The following is a 16,214-nucleotide window of genomic DNA, read 5'->3' on the forward strand; positions in this document are numbered from 1 at the left end:
TTCTGCTCGCCGCCGCGCCGCCCATGGCGGTGATCGACGAGACCGATGTGAAGCGCGAGGAGCCGCCGCCGCACGGCGCGATCGGCATGAGCACGGCCTATCGCATCAGCGATGCCGTGCCGCAGCCGCGCACGATGGAGTTCCGCCGCCGCGTGCTCCATGTCGGCGCGGCCATCGGCGAGCATCCGATCGCGCATGACGAGGTCTATTATGTGCTGGAAGGTGAGGGCGAAGTCGTCTCGGACGGCAAGCGCGCTGCCCTGCGCAAGGGCATGGCGGCCTATCTCTACAGGGGGGCAGTGGTCGGCATCCGGCAAATGGGGAAAACGCCGCTGTCGCTGATCATCAGCTATCCGGTGGAGGCGGGGAAGTAGGGCGCTGCCTCGTCACCCGGGGTGACGGGCGGTTGGGTTCCGGATTCAACTTCCCGGCTGCACATAAGGCGCCGTCGCCCAGAAGGCCCGCTCCCATCCGCGTGGGTCGTCGATCATGCGGATGTCGTTGTCGACCACCAACGTCGCCCGCGCTGGGAGCGCATAGCGTGCCCAATGATCCAGCCCCGGCCTGCCGGTCTTCGCCAGCCCAACGAACGCTGCCATCATCGCGTCGCGCGTTGCTCGTGCCGCCGCATTGGTGCCGCTGAAGCTGCCGGGCGCGTCGAGCGTGCCGAACACATAGGGCAGGTCGTCCGTATGGGCCGCGCCGCGCAAGGGATCGATCGGGGAGGGACGATCGAGCTGATACACCCATGTCGCCTGCGCGCCCGCGGCGGCGCGGGCATCGGCCTCGATCACTTGCCCCGGCCAGCTTCGCCCGGCGGTTGTCGCCGCGTAGAAGAGCCGCTCGGGCGTCCAGTCCGGGTAGCGCGCGCGATATTGCGCAACCACCCAGTGCGGATCGAGATCGATCTTGATCTCGGGCGCGATGCGCTCCGCCAGATTGTCCCAGCCGAGCCCGGCGAGCTTCGGCCCGCGCGGATTGATGAAGGCCCGCGTCTCGTCGCGCGTATTGCCGAGGATCATCGGGATGTGCAGCGATTGCGGCGCGGCGTCCGGCCAGAAGGGGTGGCGCGGCAGGTTCGTCATATCCAGCACCGGACCGAAATAGACCGGGCCGCCCATGATGGGGTCCTTGGCGGCGAGCCCCTCGACCAGCCGCTCGATCGGGAGTGTGCGCAATGTCTCGACATCCGTGTCCGTGAGCTTGAGCGCCGCCATGAAGCTTCGTGTGCGGGCAAGAGCATGTGCAGGCCCGGATGCCACGACCTGCTGTCCGCTCATCGTCGCGGCGGCGTGGAACAGGCCCTTGGCCGCCGGCATCGCCATCAAGGTTGCGATCTTGGCGCCGCCGCCGGACTGGCCGAAGACCATGACGCGCCCCGGATCGCCGCCGAAATCCGCGATATGATCGCGTACCCATGTCAGCGCCAGGATGAGATCGAGCTGACCGAGATTGCCGCTGTCCGCATAAGCCGCGCCGAAAGGCTTGAGCCATGCATAGCCGAGCGCATTCAGCCGGTGATTGACCGTGACGACGACCACGTCACCTTGCGCGGCGAGATGGGCGCCGTGGGTCAGCGGATCGGTCGAGGTGCCGGAAGTGTAAGCGCCGCCATGGAAATAGACCATGACGGCGCGCCGCGCGTGCGGATCGGCCTCCGGCGTCCAGACGTTGAGAAACAGGCAGTCCTCGCTGGAGCCTCTGCCGTCATCGCCCCGTTGCGGTGCGTTCGGGCCGAAGCGATCGGTGCGGATCGGCGGTCCGGCCCAGGGTTCGGCAATTGGGCGGGTGAAGCGCGCCGCGCGGCCATAGCGAATGCCCTTGAAAGCGAGGACAGCGCTGTCGCGCACCCCGACATAGCGCCCGACCCGGGGATCGCGGCCAGCGCTGAGTGCCGGTGTTGCCAGCAAAGCCGCGGTTCCGCCGAGCATGGCCCGGCGCGACACCGGCTTACCGCCGGACATCACCGCCGCCGGCGGAGAAGGCGTCCAGATCGGCCCGCCCGACGAGGCACATGTCGCCCGCAATACTGTGCTTGAGGGCGGCCAGTGCCAGTCCCGTCTCGGCCATCGCGCGGGCATCGCCGCCATCGAGCCAGCGATCGAGCACACCCGCCGCGAAGGCGTCGCCGGTGCCGATCCGGTCGACGATGTCGGTCACGTCGATCTCGTCGGTCTGATGTGCGCCGTCGCGCAGGTCCACACGCGCCGAGATGCGATGATGCGCGCTGGTCACCAGGTGCCGCGCGGTCGAGGCGATGATCTCGAGCTTGGGGAAAGCCGCAAAGGCCGCCTCCGCCGCCTCGCGCCGCCGGTCCGGCCCGTCACCGGAGAAGCGCGTGCCGAGCAGCAGCGAGATGTCGCGATGATTGCCGATGAAGATCGTCGCCTGCGCGACCAGCTCGCTCAGGATGCGCTGCGGATCGCTGTCCCAGCTATCCCAGAGCTGCGCGCGGTAGTTGCCGTCGAAACAGATCGGCACCCCTGCATCTCTGGCGGCCCCGGCGGCAGCGCAGGCAAGAGCGCAGCCGCCGGGGCCTAGTGCTGGCGTGATACCCGAGATGTGCAGAACGCGGGCACCCTCCAGCGGGGAGAGCAGGTCGATATCGGCGGGGAGGGCCTTGGCAAAGGCACTGTCCGCGCGGTCATAGACGATGGAGGAGGGGCGAGCGCCCGCGCCCGCTTCCAGAAAATAGAGGCCCATGCGGCCGGGGGTAGAGCGCAGATGGCTTACGTCCACACCGGCCGCCGCGAGCGCGCTGCGTGCCTTGCGGCCGAGCGGATTGTCCGGGACCAGCCCTACGAACCGCACCGGCCGGCCGAGCGAGGCCAGCGCTGCCGCGACATTGGCCTCCGCACCGCCGACGGCGAGGTCCAGCGTGTCGGTCTGTACGGTCAGGCGCGCGCCGGGCGGCGAAAGGCGCAGCAGCGGCTCGCCGAAGCAGACGACGGGCGCGGCGCTGCTCATCGGGCGAGCCAGCCTCCGTCGACCGCCAGCACATGGCCCTGGACATAGTCCGCCGCGCGGCTGGCGAGGAAGACGGCCGCGCCGCCAATATCCTCCGGCGCGCCCCAGCGGCCTTCCGGAATGCGCTCCAGTATCTGGCGATTGCGGGTCTCGTCCGCCTGCAGCGCGGCCGTATTGTTGGTCGCGATATAGCCGGGGGCGATGGCGTTCACATTGACGCCCTTGGCCGCCCATTCATTGGCGAGCAGCTTGGTAAGCCCCGCAACGCCGCTCTTGGAGGCGGTGTAGCTCGGCACGCGGATGCCGCCCTGGAAGCTCAGGAGCGAGGCGATGTTGACGATCTTGCCGCGCCGGCCCGTCTCGGCATAGCGCGCAATCATCTCCCGCCCGGCCGCCTGGCACAGGAAGAAAGTCGTCTTGAGATTGGTGTCGATCACCGCATCCCAGTCCGCCTCGGTGAAATCGACCGCATCGGCGCGGCGGATGATGCCGGCATTGTTGATGAGGATGTCGATCGATCCGAGCTGGCTCACCGTTTTCTCGACAACGCCCGCGACCGGCTGCGTGGACGAGAGGTCGGCATCGAGCAGCACACAGCGTCGCCCGAGCGCCTCGACCTTGGCGCGCGTCTCTTCCGCCGGTGTGCGTCCGGCCGCTGCAACGTTCGCGCCCGCCTGCGCCAGCGCGACAGCGATCGCCTGGCCGATGCCGGTATTGGCGCCGGTGACGAGCGCGACCCGGCGGGAAAGATCGAAGCTGCTCATCGAACTCACTTCAGCTGGCAGATGTCGAGCACGTTCATGTCGGTATAATCAAGATTCTCGCCACCCATCGCCCAGATGAACGCATATTTCTTGGTGCCTGATCCCATGTGGATCGACCAGGGCGGGCTGATCACGGCTTCCTCGTTGCCGATCACGATGTGCCGCATTGAGTCCGGCTCGCCCATATAGTGGAACACGCGGTCCTTCTCGGCTTCGGGCATGTCGAAATAGAGATAGATTTCGCTGCGCCGGTCGTGGAGGTGCGGCGGCATCGTGTTCCAAACGCTGCCTTCCTCGAGCACCGTGAGGCCGAGCAAGAGCTGCGCGCTTTCGCACACGCCGGGAATGACGAGCTGGTAGATCGTGCGCTGGTTGCTGTTGGCGAGATCGCCGCGCGCGAGCGGATTGGCCTGCGCGAGCGTGATGTGCTTGATCGGGCAGATTTTGTGCGCGGGGAGCGAAGCGAGATAGAAGCGCGCACCGTCACCTTCGAACTGCACGTCCTTCGAGCCCATCGGGATGTAGAGACATTCCTTGTTGCCCATCTCGAAGCGCTGCCCATCGACGGTAATAGCGCCGTTACCACCGATGTTCACCGCCGCCAGCTCGCGCCGCTCCAGGAAAGGGTGGCCGGCCGCGCTGGCGGGCACGGTCTGGTCGGGCAGCTTGAGCGCGCCGCCCCTTGGCACGGCGCCGCCGATCACAAAGCGCTCGTTGTGGGAATAATTGAGCGTGACCTCGCCGTCGTTGAACATGCCGCCGACGAGATAGCGCTCGCGCAGATTCTCGTTCGAGACGCTGTCCATCATGTCCGGATGGGTGGCGTAAAAGGTCTTTGCGAACACGTTGGTCTCTCCCGGAGCGATCGTCGAATGCGCCAATGGTAACCGGTGTCAAAGGCGGGGACAAGTGACTTTCGACGGATGCAGGATCGGAAAGGAAATCAGCGCGAGGGCGGAACGGACGACGCGCGCCGGATGAGGTCTGAGAGGAAGAGCGACGGTTGGCTCGCTTCCTCGCCTGGGCCGATGAGCTTGGCGGCGGCGGCGCGGGCCATCGGCACGATCGGCCAGCGCACCGTGGTGAGCGGAGGCCAGATATGCGCAGCGATCGCCGTATCGTCGAAGCCGACGATGGAGAGGTCGCGCGGCACGTCGATGCCCCGTTGGCGTGCAGCGTGGAGGACGCCGGCCGCCATCTCGTCATTGCTGGCGAAGATTGCCGTGGGGCGCGGATTGGCATCGAGCAGGCGCACGCCCGCAGCAAGGCCTGACTCGAATGTGTAGTTTCCCCCGGCGATCAGGTCCTGGCCGGTGTCGAAGCCGTGATGGGCGACGCCGTCATGATAGCCCAGCATGCGCTCGCGGGCCGAACGAAAGCCCTCCGGGCCAGCCACCAGCCCGACGCGGCGATGTCCCAACTCCGCCAGATATGCCATCGCATGGGTCACTGCCTGCCGGTCGTTCGACTCCACCAGATGCGCGTCGTCGTCGAGCTTCGCTGATCCCATGCGCACATAATTGCAGCCAAGCTCTGTGCAGAGCGCGGCGAGCGCGTCGTTCTCGGAAATCGGCGGGAGCAGCAGCACGCCGTAGAGCCGCTGCCGTTCGAGGAAGTTGCGCACATCGTCGAGCAGGCGCGGCGAATGGCGATCGACCGGGCGAACGACCAACGCGAACTCGGTCTCGCGGATGGCATCGAGCACGCCTTCCTGGAAGTTCAGCACCATCTGGGCGTTGGGATTGTCGTGGATCAGGCCGATCAGGAAATTGCGGCGGAGCGCCAGCGCGCGCGCCTGCGGATTGGGGACATAGCCCAGATCGGCGATGACGGCCTCGACTCGCTCGCGGGTCGCCTGGTTGAGCAGCGGTGACCGGTTGATGACGCGGCTGACGGTTTTCTTCGACACGCCCGAGAGACGGGCCACGTCATTGATCGTCGGCGCGCTGTCTTTCTTCCTGTTCACCTGAACCCCTTGCAACGCGATCTGGCCATCGCGCACTCCCGAAGCTCCTGCCCGTTCCGTAGAGTAAGCGCAACGCTAGCTTTATGACACCGGTTTCCACTATAAGCGTATTATGACAGAGCTCAAATCCTTCCTGAAAGTGCATGCAGCCGACACGGTTGCGGTCGCCTTGCAGCCGGTCGAGGCCGGGATCGGCGCGCCGGAAGACGGCGTCGTCGCGCTTGAGCCGATCCCGCAGGGACACAAGATCGCGCTGAAGAATCATGCGCCGGGCGAGATCGTCCGTAAATATGGCTTGCCGATCGGTCGCGCCACGCAGGAGATCCCGGCAGGCGCGCATGTCCATACCCACAATCTGGCGACGGCGCTCGCGGGTGAGCAGGTCTATGTCGCATCGCGGGTCGCGCACGGAAATGCGCGGGAAAAGCCAGCGGAAGAGCCGCTGTGGATGGGCTATTTGCGTGGCGACGGCCGCGCCGCGACGCGCAACGAGGTCTGGATATTGCCAACGGTCGGCTGCGTTTCGCTGACGGCCGAGCAGGCTGCCCGGGCGGCATCGGAGCGTCATGCCGGCCGCATCGACGGCGTCCACGCCTTCACGCATCCGCATGGCTGTTCGCAACTGGGCGATGACCTTGCGGGCACACGTGCCTTGCTGGCGGGGTTGGCCGCGAACCCGAACGCAGCGGGCGTCGTCCTGCTCGGCCTGGGCTGCGAATCCAATCAACTCGCCGATCTGCTGGATGCGCTGTCGTCCGTCGCGCGAGCCAAGGTCCGAACCTTGTCCTCGCAAGCAGCAGGCGACGAAATGGCCGAATTGGCGGCCATTCTCGATGAGCTGGTGGATCTGGCGGCTGCGGCGGAGCGCGAGCCGCTACCGTTTGGGTTGCTCAGCGTGGGCCTCAAATGCGGAGGGTCGGACGGGTTCAGCGGACTCACCGCCAATCCCTTGCTCGGCCGCTTCAGCGATCATCTGGCGGCGGCCGGCGGCACGCTGATCCTGACGGAAATCCCAGAGATTTTCGGCGCGGAGCAGGCCTTGCTGGAACGGGCGCAGGATGCCCGGACCTTCGACGAGGCGGCCGCGCTCGTGAATCGGTTCAAGCGCTATTATCTCGATCAGGGCTTGCCGATTTCGGAGAATCCCTCGCCGGGCAATCTGGCCGGTGGCATCACGACGCTCGAGGAAAAATCGCTCGGTGCGGTGCAGAAGGCCGGAAGTGCGCCGCTTTGTGCGGTCGTCGGCTATGGTGACGCCGCGCCCTGCGGCGGCCTCGCCTTGCTGGAGGCGCCGGGCAACGACGCTGTTTCGTCGAGCGCGCTGGTCGCGGCGGGCGCCACGCTGATTCTCTTTACGACGGGGCGTGGCACGCCACTCGGCTTCCCCGTGCCGACGATGAAGATATCCTCCAATCACGGCCTGGCTAGGGCCAAGCCGCACTGGATCGATTTCGACGCGGCACAGGTTCTGGATGACGGCGAGGAGGTCACGGATTCGGCGTTTTTGCGGCAGATTTTGGCCGTCGCGAGCGGCGAGCCCTGTGCCGCCGAACGGCATGGCCAGCGCGCTATCGCCATTTGGAAACGCGGCGTCACGCTGTGATGCGGGCACCTGACGCACAAGACCGGATTGCTTATGACACCGGTTTCCTATACGCAGTCGCGAAACACCGCTCAGGGGACGAGGACCGCTTTGACTGAACCGCACGCCGCCGCAGAAGCCTTTGTCCGTGCGCGTCGGGCGGGGCAGGCGCTCCCCGTCTATCCCGGGACACCGCCTGCCGACCTCACGCAAGCCTACGGCATTCAGGATCGCGCGATCCTGCTCGACGGCCGTCGCATCGATGGCTGGAAAGTCGGCCGCATCAATCCGCCGGACGATGCGCGGTTCGGCAGCAACCGGCTCTCCGGCCCCATTTTTGCCGGTTCCCTTGTCGATGCGAGCGACGGTCACGAGCCCGAGATGCCGGTCTTTATCGGCGGCTTTGCGGCGGGTGAGGCGGAATTCCTGCTGCATGTCGCGCGGGGCTTCTCGGGCGCCTTGCCGGTGACCGATGACGAGACCCGCGCGCTGATCGACGAGGTGCGCATCGGCATCGAGATTGCGAGTTCGCCTTATCCCGGCATCAATGCGGATGGCGCGGCGGTGACCGTCTCCGATTTCGGCAATAATTTTGGCCTCGTCTGCGGCGCGCCGCTGGTCGACTGGCGGGATCTCGATCTGCGCAGCGTGCTGGTCCGCACCGAGATCGACGGTGTCCTGGCGGGCGAGGCGACTGCGGCGACGATGCTGGACGGGCCTTATGGCGCGGTGCGTTTCCTGCTCGCCAATCTGGCGTCCCGCGACATTGATGCGACACGGGGCTTCTGGGTCTCGACGGGGGCGATCACCGGCGTGCATGACGTGCGGCCAGGGCAACGGCTCGTCGCGATCTTCGGCGATCTCGGGCGCACCGGATGCCGCATCGTCGCGGCCGGGGCAGGACAGGCAGACCGGTAAGCGCCGGGTGCAGAGGAGAGGGATGAGATGGCGACCGAAACTATGAAAACCCCGGAAGGCAAGGGCGGGCGGATCGGCCGCTATCGCTGGGTGATCGTGGCATTGCTGTTCGCGGCCACGGCGGTCAATTATGTCGACCGGCAGATGATCGGCGTGCTGAAGCCGACGCTCGAGGCCGAGTTTGGCTGGTCGGAGAGCGATTTCGCCGGCATCGTCTTCTGGTTCCAGCTTGCCTACGCCATCGGTTATGTCGGCTTCGGCCGCATCGTCGATACGATCGGCGCGCGGCTCGGTTACACGATCGCCATCGTCATCTGGACCATCAGCCACATGGCGCATGGCCTTGCATCCGGCGTGGTCTCCTTCGCGCTTGCCCGTTTCGGCCTCGGCATCGGCGAGTCCGGCAATTTCCCCGCGGGTATCCGCGCCGTGGCGGACTGGTTCCCGCAGCGCGAGCGGGCCTTCGCCATCGGCCTGTTCAATGCCGGCGCCAATGTGGGCGCGATCATCACGCCTCTGCTCGTCCCGCTTCTGGTGCTCTGGTTCGACTGGCGCGCGGCTTTCTTCATCACCGGTATCTTCGGCATCTTGTGGCTGATCGTCTGGTGGGCGGTCTATCGCAACCCGCGCGAGCATCCCCGCGTGTCTCCGGCCGAGCTGGCCTGGATCGAGCAGGACCCGGCCGATCCCGTCGAGAAGATCGGCTGGGGGCGCCTCATCGGCGTTCGCGAGACCTGGGCCTATGCGCTCGGCAAGTTCCTGATCGACCCGATCTGGTGGTTCTTCCTGTTCTGGCTGCCGGGCTATTTGTTCGAGCGCTACAATCTCGATATCAAGACATTCGGCCTGCCGCTCGCCGCGATCTATCTGATCTCGGATTTCGGCAGCATCGGGGGCGGCTGGCTCTCCTCGCGGATGATGCGCGCGGGCTATTCGGCCAATGCGGCGCGCAAAATCACGATGGCGCTCAGCGCGGCCTGCGTCGTCCCGATCTGGTTCGCCCAGTCGATCGACAATGTCTGGATCGCCGTGCTTGTCATCGGCCTCGCCACAGCGGCGCACCAGTCTTTCTCGGCCAATCTGTACACGCTGCCATCGGATGTCTTCCCGCGCGGCGCGGTCGGCTCGGTGATCGGCATCGGCGGGACGGTCGGCGCGCTCGGCGGCATGGGGATGGCGCTGTTCACCGGCTATATTCTCGATACGACCGGCAGCTACGAAGTGCTCTTCGCCATCTGCGCCAGCGCCTATTTCCTGGCTTTGGCGGCGGTCCATCTGCTTAGTCCGCGCCTTGCGCCTGCCCGTATTTCGTGAGGGCGAAGCGCAGTCGTGAGGGCTAGCGCGGATCGACATTGGCCTTTGGTCCCAGCCTGCGCCGGGGCCCAAAGGTCACACGAAGGTCACACTATCGAGGACGTTTTTCCGTTCGCGCATCGAGGGCGATGGAAGGGATTTTCGGACCTGAGAAAGAACGTGGTCCGGGGTGCCATCGGTGGCGGAGCGTAGGACAGCGATTTCTTCAGAGGCTATGCGGTGCGCCCCTCGCGCTTTGAATGTCGATACAGCCTATGCGCCGGCCAGGCGCTTTCGGAAGAGCCGCTTGATCAGCCAGTCCTCGAGGATGCGGCCGCCGACATAGAGCGTGGCGAAGATGCCGGCGAAGACATAGGCGGGCGTGGGGGAGGGGCCTTTTTTCTCCTCTTCTTCCTTCTTCTTGTCCTTGCCATTGGCGGCCTTGGCCTTTTCGGCCTCTTCCTTCTTCTTTTTCTCGTCAGGCTTTTCCGGCTCGGGGGCACCGAGGAACTTGTCGATCGGGTTCATCGGTACGGCGGCCAGTTTCTTCTCGGCGGCTTCGGCTTCCTTCTTGGCCTCGGCCGTGGGCGGCTTTTCGAGCGTGCCGATGCCGACGGTGGCAGCGCCAATGGCCAGGAACAGGAAGGGCGCCAGAAAACAGGCCAGCAGCGCGCGGCTGGTGAGATGATAGCGCAACGTCGAGCCGTCCACGCCCGGCTCGATCGCGAGAATGCCCCAGTCGAAGATCGACATCTTGTCCTGTGGGGCCTGCTTCTTCTTGCGGAAGGTGAGCGTGTCGTCGGTGCGCTCGTGGCTGGTGTTGATCTCCTGAAACAGCGGCGAAAGTCGCTCGAACGCCTCTTCGCTCGATTGCCCGGGCGCCAGCGCGACATTGCCCCTGATATGCCAGATCCAGTCGATGAAACGCGGGGTCACATGGTCTTCCTTCACAAGATGTCGCTGCCGCCGGCCCGGGGCGTCAAGGTCCGATCCGGGCTGCTCGTGGCGGCCCCGGCGCGGCAATTGGGACGGATGGAAAAGAGCGCGTGCGCGAGCGGCAGCGCCGATCACTCGGCGGGGACTGCCACCGGCTCGCGGCGGCCGAACCGCTCCTTGAACGACCGCCAGCCCTCGGTGAAGGGATAGACCATCGTCTCGCCGACCGACATGCGGCGTCCGCCTTCCATGCCGAGCAGCTCCGCCTCGCCATCGACGCAGGTGCCGAACATGCGATCGATGATGATCCAGGTGCCCGAATAATTGCTGCGGCTGCCCTCATAATCCTGCGAGTGGTGGACGCTGTGATGCTCGGTCGTGTTGAACAGGAAGCGCCACCAGCTCGGCGAATTGAAGCGGACATTGATGTGCTGGTAGATGCCGACCGCCAGGCCGAGCGAGCCGGCGAGCAGCGCGGCGCGCGGCAGGAAGTCGAAGAAGCCGCCGATGCCGAGGCCGATCAGGAACAGCTCGACCGGATTGCCCACCGCGCCTTTGTGGACGTTCAGCTGGGTGATGTAGTGGTGCGGGGCATGGGTGAGCCACAGCGGGTGCCAGTTATGCATGCCGCGATGCATCCAGTACTGGCCGAAATCGAAGATGAAGGAGATCAGGAACGCCTGCAGGAGCAGCGGCAAGGCGACGAACCAGGCGAAGGTGCTCCAATCGAACGCATTGCGGATGAGCTCGATCATGGCGTCGTCGCCGAAATATTTGCCGGCCAGTCTGACGAGCGTGTAGCTGATCCCGACGTAGAACAGGTCGGTGACCAGTTCCTTCCACGTGATATTCCAGCTCGTGTGGCGCGGGCTCATCACTTCGAGCGCCATCATGAACAGCTTCACACCGATGCCGATCCAGATGGCGGTCGATGCCTTGGCGATGTCGTTCGGCGCATAATACCAGAAGGCGACCAGCGCGAGCAGCATGGTGGGCTGGAACCAGGTGAAGAAGGCGCGCTTGAACGGGCCGCCTTCGACTTTCGGGATATTTTCCCAGCCGACCGTCACCGGCGAATCTGCGCCGATGATCCTGTTTCCTACGCGAACTCCGTCCATATCGCCTGCCCTCGCAATTCCAGATTGCCCACGTCAGTAGTACGAATTTAGCAGAACGTAATACTAAGTCGGGACCGGTGTCTACAAAGATAGCGGACGTTTCCCACCCGCCTTATGGGACAAATTGCGTATATCCCCCCACGGAAAGTACCGAAGTCCGCGCCTGTGGCGGGATGATTCGCGGCCGGTTTCGGACGTCGATTTGTCGGCAGATGCCGGTTCCGATGCCCGATGGTCGCGCAACGTCATTCCTGGGACGCATTGTGCCCTAATTTGCGGTTGGCGAAAAGCGCGGATTTCCGGGCTTTTTGGGCTATAACTTCGCTAACATCTCTCGTGTTGCGCATGGTAACCGCGCAAAAGTCCGGCCCGGGTTGAGCGAGCTTGTTGAATTTTCGGGGTTTTCTTGACGAGGTCAAAGAGCAGGGGCGTCGGATCGCCTGTTGTCTTATCGCATGTCAGCGGGTGTGTAGGACAGCCGGGATTGCTCAAACCTTGCGGGATGACGGGGGGAGCGGGCGTGGAGAAGGGCAACGGCCTCAGATTTTCAATTGACTTGAGACGGTTCAGCAAAGAATCTCTCGGCAAGAGATAAATCGAAGCCCGTGCCAAGGCCGGGCTTCGGCGACGAGGAGAAGGGTATGGCTGCCGCTCAAGCTTTCTCGACCGAAGGGATGCGCCCGCCCGACAGGCTTCCGTTCTGGAACGCCGGCGCGGCGGCGATCGGCGGGGTCGAGATCGAGGAAATGGCGCGGTGTCCGTTCAACGGGACGGTCGTTCGCCGCACGCTGGGCGCCGCGAAGATCTTCAGGCTCGGCACATCGCCGCATCGTGCCGCATGGACGAGCCGCCTGATCCGCCAGAGCAGCGAGGAACTGCCCGTCCGCCTGTGCTTCCAGCAGAGCGGGCGGACGATCCTGATCAGCGACGGCGTCGAGCGTGTCATCGAGGCGGGGCAGTGGTTCATGGCGGACGGACGGCGTCCGTTCGTCTCGATCCATCCCGAGACGTCGTCGAAGATCGCGCTGCAGATACCGGTTGACCGGCTTGCCCTCGCGGAGGCCGATGCGGTGCGCAAGCTCGCGGGCGGCGCGCCGATCGGGGGCGCGATCGCGCGCATGCTGGGCGGCTGCCTCGAAACCGCGATCTCCGACTTTTCGAGCGATGACGATCGGCTCGACAGCGATCTGGGCGAAACGATGATCGATTTCTTCCGGATGGCGATCCGCGAAAATCTGGCCGGGGAGCGCCGCGCCTCGATGCGCGACCTGACACAGGAGCGCATCCGCGCCTTCGTCCGGCGCAATCTCGGCAATCCGGATCTTTCGGTCGATCTGATCGCGCGGGCGATGAAATGCTCGAAGCGCTACATCCACAAATTGTTCAGCGGCGACCAGACGGTCAGCGACTATATCTGGTCGCTGCGGCTCGACCGGTGCCGCGCCGTGCTGAGCAGCCCGGCCGGGCGAGACATCACGCTGACGCAGCTTGCGTTCGACACCGGCTTTTCCAGCTCCGCGCATTTCAGCCGCACCTTCCGCGACAAATTCGGGACGCCGCCCAAGGCGTTTCGCGCCCGGATGCTGGATGTCGGTTCGCCCGCAGACAAAAGACCGGCGCACGAAGCGGCAAGCCAGCTCGCCGCTGTGGACTAAAATCCACGCCGACGAACAACCACGCCGTTCGTCCTGAGTAGCCATTGAGCGAAGTCGAAATGGCGTATCGAAGGAGCGGGCACAGCGCTTGACCCTTCGATACGGGTCTTCGACAAGCTCAGCCCCTACTCAGGGCGAACGGGTTGGTTTGGTCAGTGCGGCCTTTTGCGGTGGGCGCGGATGAAGGAGAGACGGATGCCGAAGGTTTTTGCCGGCGCACTGATTGCGCTCGCCATGCTGCTGCCGGGCGCCGCGCAGGCGCAGGGCGGATGCGACAAGAACTGCCTGGAGCAGATCGTCGAGCGCTATCGCGGCGCCTATCTCGCGCATGATCCGGCCAGGGCGCCGTTCGCCGCGAAAGTTCGCTTCACCGAGAATAATGTCGAGATGGCGTTTCCCGATGGCAGCTGGGACACGGTGACGGAGGAAGTCGGCACGCCGCTCATCCTCTCCGATCCCGCGACGGGCCAGGCGGCTGTCTTCACCGCGATCATGCAGAGCGAGATACCGGGCTTCCTTGCGATCCGCCTGCGCATCAAGGATCGGCAAATCACAGAAGTGGAGCATATGCTCTCCACCCGGCGCAACCTGAGCGCACCGCCGACGCCGTTCGACGATCCGCACGGTTTTCGCCGCCCGGCCGACCGGGCTGCCGTCGTGCCGCTGGCGGAGCGCAACACGCGCGAGGAACTGACGCGGCTCGGCGACGGCTATTTCCAGACGCTGGAGAACAATACCGGCGAGATCCGCAACACGCGCTTCTCGCCGGATGCCGTGCGCTACGAGAACGGCATGATCTTCCGCGATATCGAGAAGGGCTTCAAGCTCGGCACCTATGCCTTCAACAACAAGGTGCGCCGGGTGCCGATCCTCGTCGACGAGGAGCGCGGCATCTCGCTGTTTCGCGGCTTCATCGATCACAAGGGCGTGATGGCCGACTACAGACTGACGGACGGGAGCTGGCGCAAATCGATCTTCCGCGAGCCGCACAGCTGGGCGTTTCTGGAGATGTTCAAGATCAGCGGCGGGATGATCACCGGCGTGGAGGCAACGTTTATCGGGACGTCCTACAATCAGGTTTCGCCCTGGGGGCCGGGGAACTAGCTTGTGTCGGGATTCAGCCCATATCGGGCTGCAAACGGCGGTTCCGCGCGCTTCCGGTGCTCACGTACCGTAAGTACGCTGCGCTCCGGGTCACACGAAACCACCATTTTCGTCTCGATCTGGCCTGAATCCCGACACAAGCTGGCAGTCGCAAAACGGACGTTTCAGTCGTTTCAGTCACCCCTCAACAAGATCTGCCAGCGCCTTGCGCGCCATCCGGGCGGGATCGTTTTCCACGTGGCAGGTGCGGTCGAGCAGCATCGTGGCGTGTTGGCCGCGCTCATAGGCCGGCCAATGCGGGAGGCCGGTGTTACTTCCGTTCGGATCGCCCGTCGCGGCGAAGCTGACCCAGGCATCGCTCATCTTGCGCGCAAGTGTCACGGGATCGTCGCCTTCGCCGACCAGCGGGCGGGCGCTTCCCACCGTATTGAGGATGAACGGCGTCTCCAGCGTGTGCAGCGCGCCGAGCTTTCCACCCAGCGCCGGACTCTGATAGTCGAGCCGGTAGAGCCATGCCGGGGCGCCTTGCTTGCGCTCGGCCTGCGCGATGACCGGCGCCTGGATGGAATAGTCGCTGAACAGCTGGAGATAGCGGCGGCTCGGCGTCGCGGCGGGATAGGCCTGGCGGTAGAGCGCCAGCACGGCGTCCGTCCGATCGCCGAGGAAAGCGCGGGCGCGCGTCGCGAGACCATCCTCGTCCAGCGTGAAGGCGGCCGGGTCATTGCCCCAGAAGAAGCTCATTTCCTGCCCGTTCGAGCCGATCAGCATCGGGATGTCGCGCGTACACGGCGCGGCGTCGGGCGAGAAGGGGTGGGCGGGCAGCAGAACCGGGTCGAGTACCGGCGCGAAGTGCGGCAGATGCGCGAAATTGCGGGGCGGCTGGGCCGTCGCGACGGCGTGATAGCCGGCGAGCAATTGGGTGACGGGGATCGCGCTCAAACGGCGCCAGTCGGCCTTGGGGATATCGAGCGCATGCAGTAGCCGCTCGGTTGCTTCGGCGGCGGCGTCCGGTTCGATGAAGCGCAGGGCCGGGCCGGACTGAACGCCGGCGCGGTGGATCAGGCCCTGCGCGCGCGGGCTGGCCATGAGGAACGTCGTCTTCATGCCGCCGCCCGAGGTACCGAACACCATCACGCGAGCGGGATCGCCGCCGAAATTCTCGATATTGTCGCGGACCCACTCCAGTGCGGCGATGATGTCGAGCATGCCGGCATTGCCGGATTGCGCGAAGTCCGTGCCGTCCAGCTCGGCCAGATGTGCATAGCCGAAGGCATTGAGACGATGATTGAGGCTGACGAAGACCACATCGCCCCGCGCGGCGAGCTTGCTGCCATCGACGCTCGAGCCCGAGCGGCCATAGAAGAAGCCGCCGTGCAGCGAGACCATGACCGGCCGCTTGCGCCCGTCGTTAAGGCCGCTGGTCCAGACGTTGAGGAACAGGCAGTCTTCCGATTCCGGCAAGGGAGGCGGAGGCGGGGGCGCACCGGCGGGGCGAGGGATTTGCGCCAGGATCACGTAAGGCGGGCCGGGCGGGGGAGCGGGATTGGATTGCGGCGCGCTGGCGCCGAAGCCAGTCGCGTCGAGGATGCTGGTCCATGGATCGGGCGCGACGGGCGGCATGAAGCGCTCGGCGCGGGCATAGCGGATGCCGCGGAAGCTGATGACGTCGCCCTGCCGCATGCCGCGCACTTTGCCGAGGCGGGTCTCGGCGATCGGGTCGGTCTGCGTCATGGCTAGGGCTTTCGCGGGGAAGAAGGCAGTCGTCGCGGCGGCAGCCAGGACGCCGAGCGCGCTGCGTCTGTCGTGATCGCTGGTCATGGCGATACACTTTAGTGCCGCGCGGCCGTCACCTATTTATCAGGAGCGAACATCGCTTCGCATGGCGGAGAACGCCGCACAATATGATCGACT

Annotated in this window: 14 protein-coding genes; 6 read left to right on the plus strand and 8 right to left on the minus strand. The window is 65.3% G+C overall.

Annotation, left to right across the window (positions count from 1 at the left end; genetic code table 11):
* Positions 1 to 23 precede the first annotated feature (23 nt).
* Positions 24 to 374 carry a cupin domain-containing protein gene (locus tag KM135_RS18115; protein WP_221715517.1) on the plus strand — a complete coding sequence of 117 codons (351 nt, stop codon included), beginning with the start codon at positions 24 to 26 and terminating at the stop codon, positions 372 to 374.
* 45 nt (positions 375 to 419) lie between these two features.
* Here the strand turns inward: KM135_RS18115 and KM135_RS18120 are convergent, their stop codons facing one another.
* The 5 genes from KM135_RS18120 to KM135_RS18140 all read right to left on the minus strand — a co-directional run bounded on the left by KM135_RS18120 (position 420) and on the right by KM135_RS18140 (position 5,697).
* On the minus strand, positions 420 to 1,964 hold the full coding sequence (locus KM135_RS18120; protein ID WP_221715481.1) for a carboxylesterase/lipase family protein: 1,545 nt from the start codon (positions 1,962 to 1,964) through the stop codon (positions 420 to 422).
* Positions 1,951 to 2,967 carry a sugar kinase gene (locus KM135_RS18125; protein ID WP_221715482.1) on the minus strand — a complete coding sequence of 339 codons (1,017 nt, stop codon included), beginning with the start codon at positions 2,965 to 2,967 and terminating at the stop codon, positions 1,951 to 1,953. The genes KM135_RS18120 and KM135_RS18125 overlap by 14 nt, the downstream gene beginning before the upstream one ends.
* Positions 2,964 to 3,731: a 2-dehydro-3-deoxy-D-gluconate 5-dehydrogenase KduD gene (gene kduD / locus KM135_RS18130; protein WP_221715483.1), complete on the minus strand. Its 768-nt coding sequence runs from the start codon at positions 3,729 to 3,731 to the stop codon at positions 2,964 to 2,966. Before kduD ends, KM135_RS18125 begins: the two co-directional genes overlap by 4 nt.
* A 5-nt stretch (positions 3,732 to 3,736) precedes the next feature.
* Complete coding sequence (gene kduI, locus KM135_RS18135) at positions 3,737 to 4,576, minus strand: 5-dehydro-4-deoxy-D-glucuronate isomerase (protein ID WP_221715484.1); 840 nt, start codon at positions 4,574 to 4,576, stop codon at positions 3,737 to 3,739.
* A 98-nt stretch (positions 4,577 to 4,674) separates the two neighbouring features.
* Positions 4,675 to 5,697: a LacI family DNA-binding transcriptional regulator gene (locus KM135_RS18140; protein WP_221715485.1), complete on the minus strand. Its 1,023-nt coding sequence runs from the start codon at positions 5,695 to 5,697 to the stop codon at positions 4,675 to 4,677.
* Between the two features lie 112 nt (positions 5,698 to 5,809).
* On the opposite strand from KM135_RS18140, the gene KM135_RS18145 reads away from it, so the two are divergent.
* The 3 genes from KM135_RS18145 to KM135_RS18155 all read left to right on the plus strand — a co-directional run bounded on the left by KM135_RS18145 (position 5,810) and on the right by KM135_RS18155 (position 9,511).
* Positions 5,810 to 7,300: a UxaA family hydrolase gene (locus tag KM135_RS18145; protein ID WP_221715486.1), complete on the plus strand. Its 1,491-nt coding sequence runs from the start codon at positions 5,810 to 5,812 to the stop codon at positions 7,298 to 7,300.
* 90 nt (positions 7,301 to 7,390) lie between these two features.
* Positions 7,391 to 8,197 carry a 2-keto-4-pentenoate hydratase gene (locus tag KM135_RS18150; protein ID WP_221715487.1) on the plus strand — a complete coding sequence of 269 codons (807 nt, stop codon included), beginning with the start codon at positions 7,391 to 7,393 and terminating at the stop codon, positions 8,195 to 8,197.
* 27 nt (positions 8,198 to 8,224) lie between these two features.
* Positions 8,225 to 9,511, plus strand: coding sequence for an MFS transporter (locus KM135_RS18155; protein ID WP_246606323.1), 1,287 nt, complete (start codon positions 8,225 to 8,227; stop codon positions 9,509 to 9,511).
* Between the two features lie 252 nt (positions 9,512 to 9,763).
* Here the strand turns inward: KM135_RS18155 and KM135_RS18160 are convergent, their stop codons facing one another.
* Both KM135_RS18160 and KM135_RS18165 read right to left on the minus strand, forming a co-directional pair.
* A complete protein-coding gene (locus KM135_RS18160) occupies positions 9,764 to 10,426 on the minus strand; it encodes a hypothetical protein (protein WP_221715488.1) in 663 nt (220 codons plus the stop codon).
* Positions 10,427 to 10,557: 131 nt separating this feature from the next.
* A complete protein-coding gene (locus KM135_RS18165) occupies positions 10,558 to 11,544 on the minus strand; it encodes a sterol desaturase family protein (RefSeq protein WP_221715489.1) in 987 nt (328 codons plus the stop codon).
* A 641-nt stretch (positions 11,545 to 12,185) separates the two neighbouring features.
* Here KM135_RS18165 and KM135_RS18170 point away from each other — a divergent pair.
* Together KM135_RS18170 and KM135_RS18175 are read left to right on the plus strand one after the other, a co-directional pair.
* Positions 12,186 to 13,199: a helix-turn-helix domain-containing protein gene (locus KM135_RS18170; protein ID WP_221715490.1), complete on the plus strand. Its 1,014-nt coding sequence runs from the start codon at positions 12,186 to 12,188 to the stop codon at positions 13,197 to 13,199.
* A gap of 195 nt (positions 13,200 to 13,394) precedes the next feature.
* Positions 13,395 to 14,303 carry a DUF8021 domain-containing protein gene (locus KM135_RS18175; RefSeq protein ID WP_221715491.1) on the plus strand — a complete coding sequence of 303 codons (909 nt, stop codon included), beginning with the start codon at positions 13,395 to 13,397 and terminating at the stop codon, positions 14,301 to 14,303.
* Positions 14,304 to 14,480: 177 nt separating this feature from the next.
* On the opposite strand, the gene KM135_RS18180 is transcribed toward KM135_RS18175, so the two are convergent.
* A complete protein-coding gene (locus tag KM135_RS18180) occupies positions 14,481 to 16,121 on the minus strand; it encodes a carboxylesterase/lipase family protein (protein WP_221715492.1) in 1,641 nt (546 codons plus the stop codon).
* Positions 16,122 to 16,214 lie beyond the last annotated feature (93 nt).

The organism is Sphingobium xanthum (assembly GCF_019737615.1).
Taxonomy (GTDB): domain Bacteria; phylum Pseudomonadota; class Alphaproteobacteria; order Sphingomonadales; family Sphingomonadaceae; genus Sphingobium; species Sphingobium xanthum.

What these genes read in the sequence shown, in the direction of transcription:
- KM135_RS18115 (WP_221715517.1), top strand. Translation starts at nt 24, where the DNA reads ATGGCGGTGATCGACGAGACCGATGTGAAGCGCGAGGAGCCGCCGCCG.
- KM135_RS18120 (WP_221715481.1), bottom strand. Translation starts at nt 1,964, where the DNA reads ATGTCCGGCGGTAAGCCGGTGTCGCGCCGGGCCATGCTCGGCGGAACC.
- KM135_RS18125 (WP_221715482.1), bottom strand. Translation starts at nt 2,967, where the DNA reads ATGAGCAGCGCCGCGCCCGTCGTCTGCTTCGGCGAGCCGCTGCTGCGC.
- kduD (WP_221715483.1), bottom strand. Translation starts at nt 3,731, where the DNA reads ATGAGCAGCTTCGATCTTTCCCGCCGGGTCGCGCTCGTCACCGGCGCC.
- KM135_RS18145 (WP_221715486.1), top strand. Translation starts at nt 5,810, where the DNA reads ATGACAGAGCTCAAATCCTTCCTGAAAGTGCATGCAGCCGACACGGTT.
- KM135_RS18155 (WP_246606323.1), top strand. Translation starts at nt 8,225, where the DNA reads ATGGCGACCGAAACTATGAAAACCCCGGAAGGCAAGGGCGGGCGGATC.
- KM135_RS18165 (WP_221715489.1), bottom strand. Translation starts at nt 11,544, where the DNA reads ATGGACGGAGTTCGCGTAGGAAACAGGATCATCGGCGCAGATTCGCCG.
- KM135_RS18170 (WP_221715490.1), top strand. Translation starts at nt 12,186, where the DNA reads ATGGCTGCCGCTCAAGCTTTCTCGACCGAAGGGATGCGCCCGCCCGAC.
- KM135_RS18175 (WP_221715491.1), top strand. Translation starts at nt 13,395, where the DNA reads ATGCCGAAGGTTTTTGCCGGCGCACTGATTGCGCTCGCCATGCTGCTG.
- KM135_RS18180 (WP_221715492.1), bottom strand. Translation starts at nt 16,121, where the DNA reads ATGACCAGCGATCACGACAGACGCAGCGCGCTCGGCGTCCTGGCTGCC.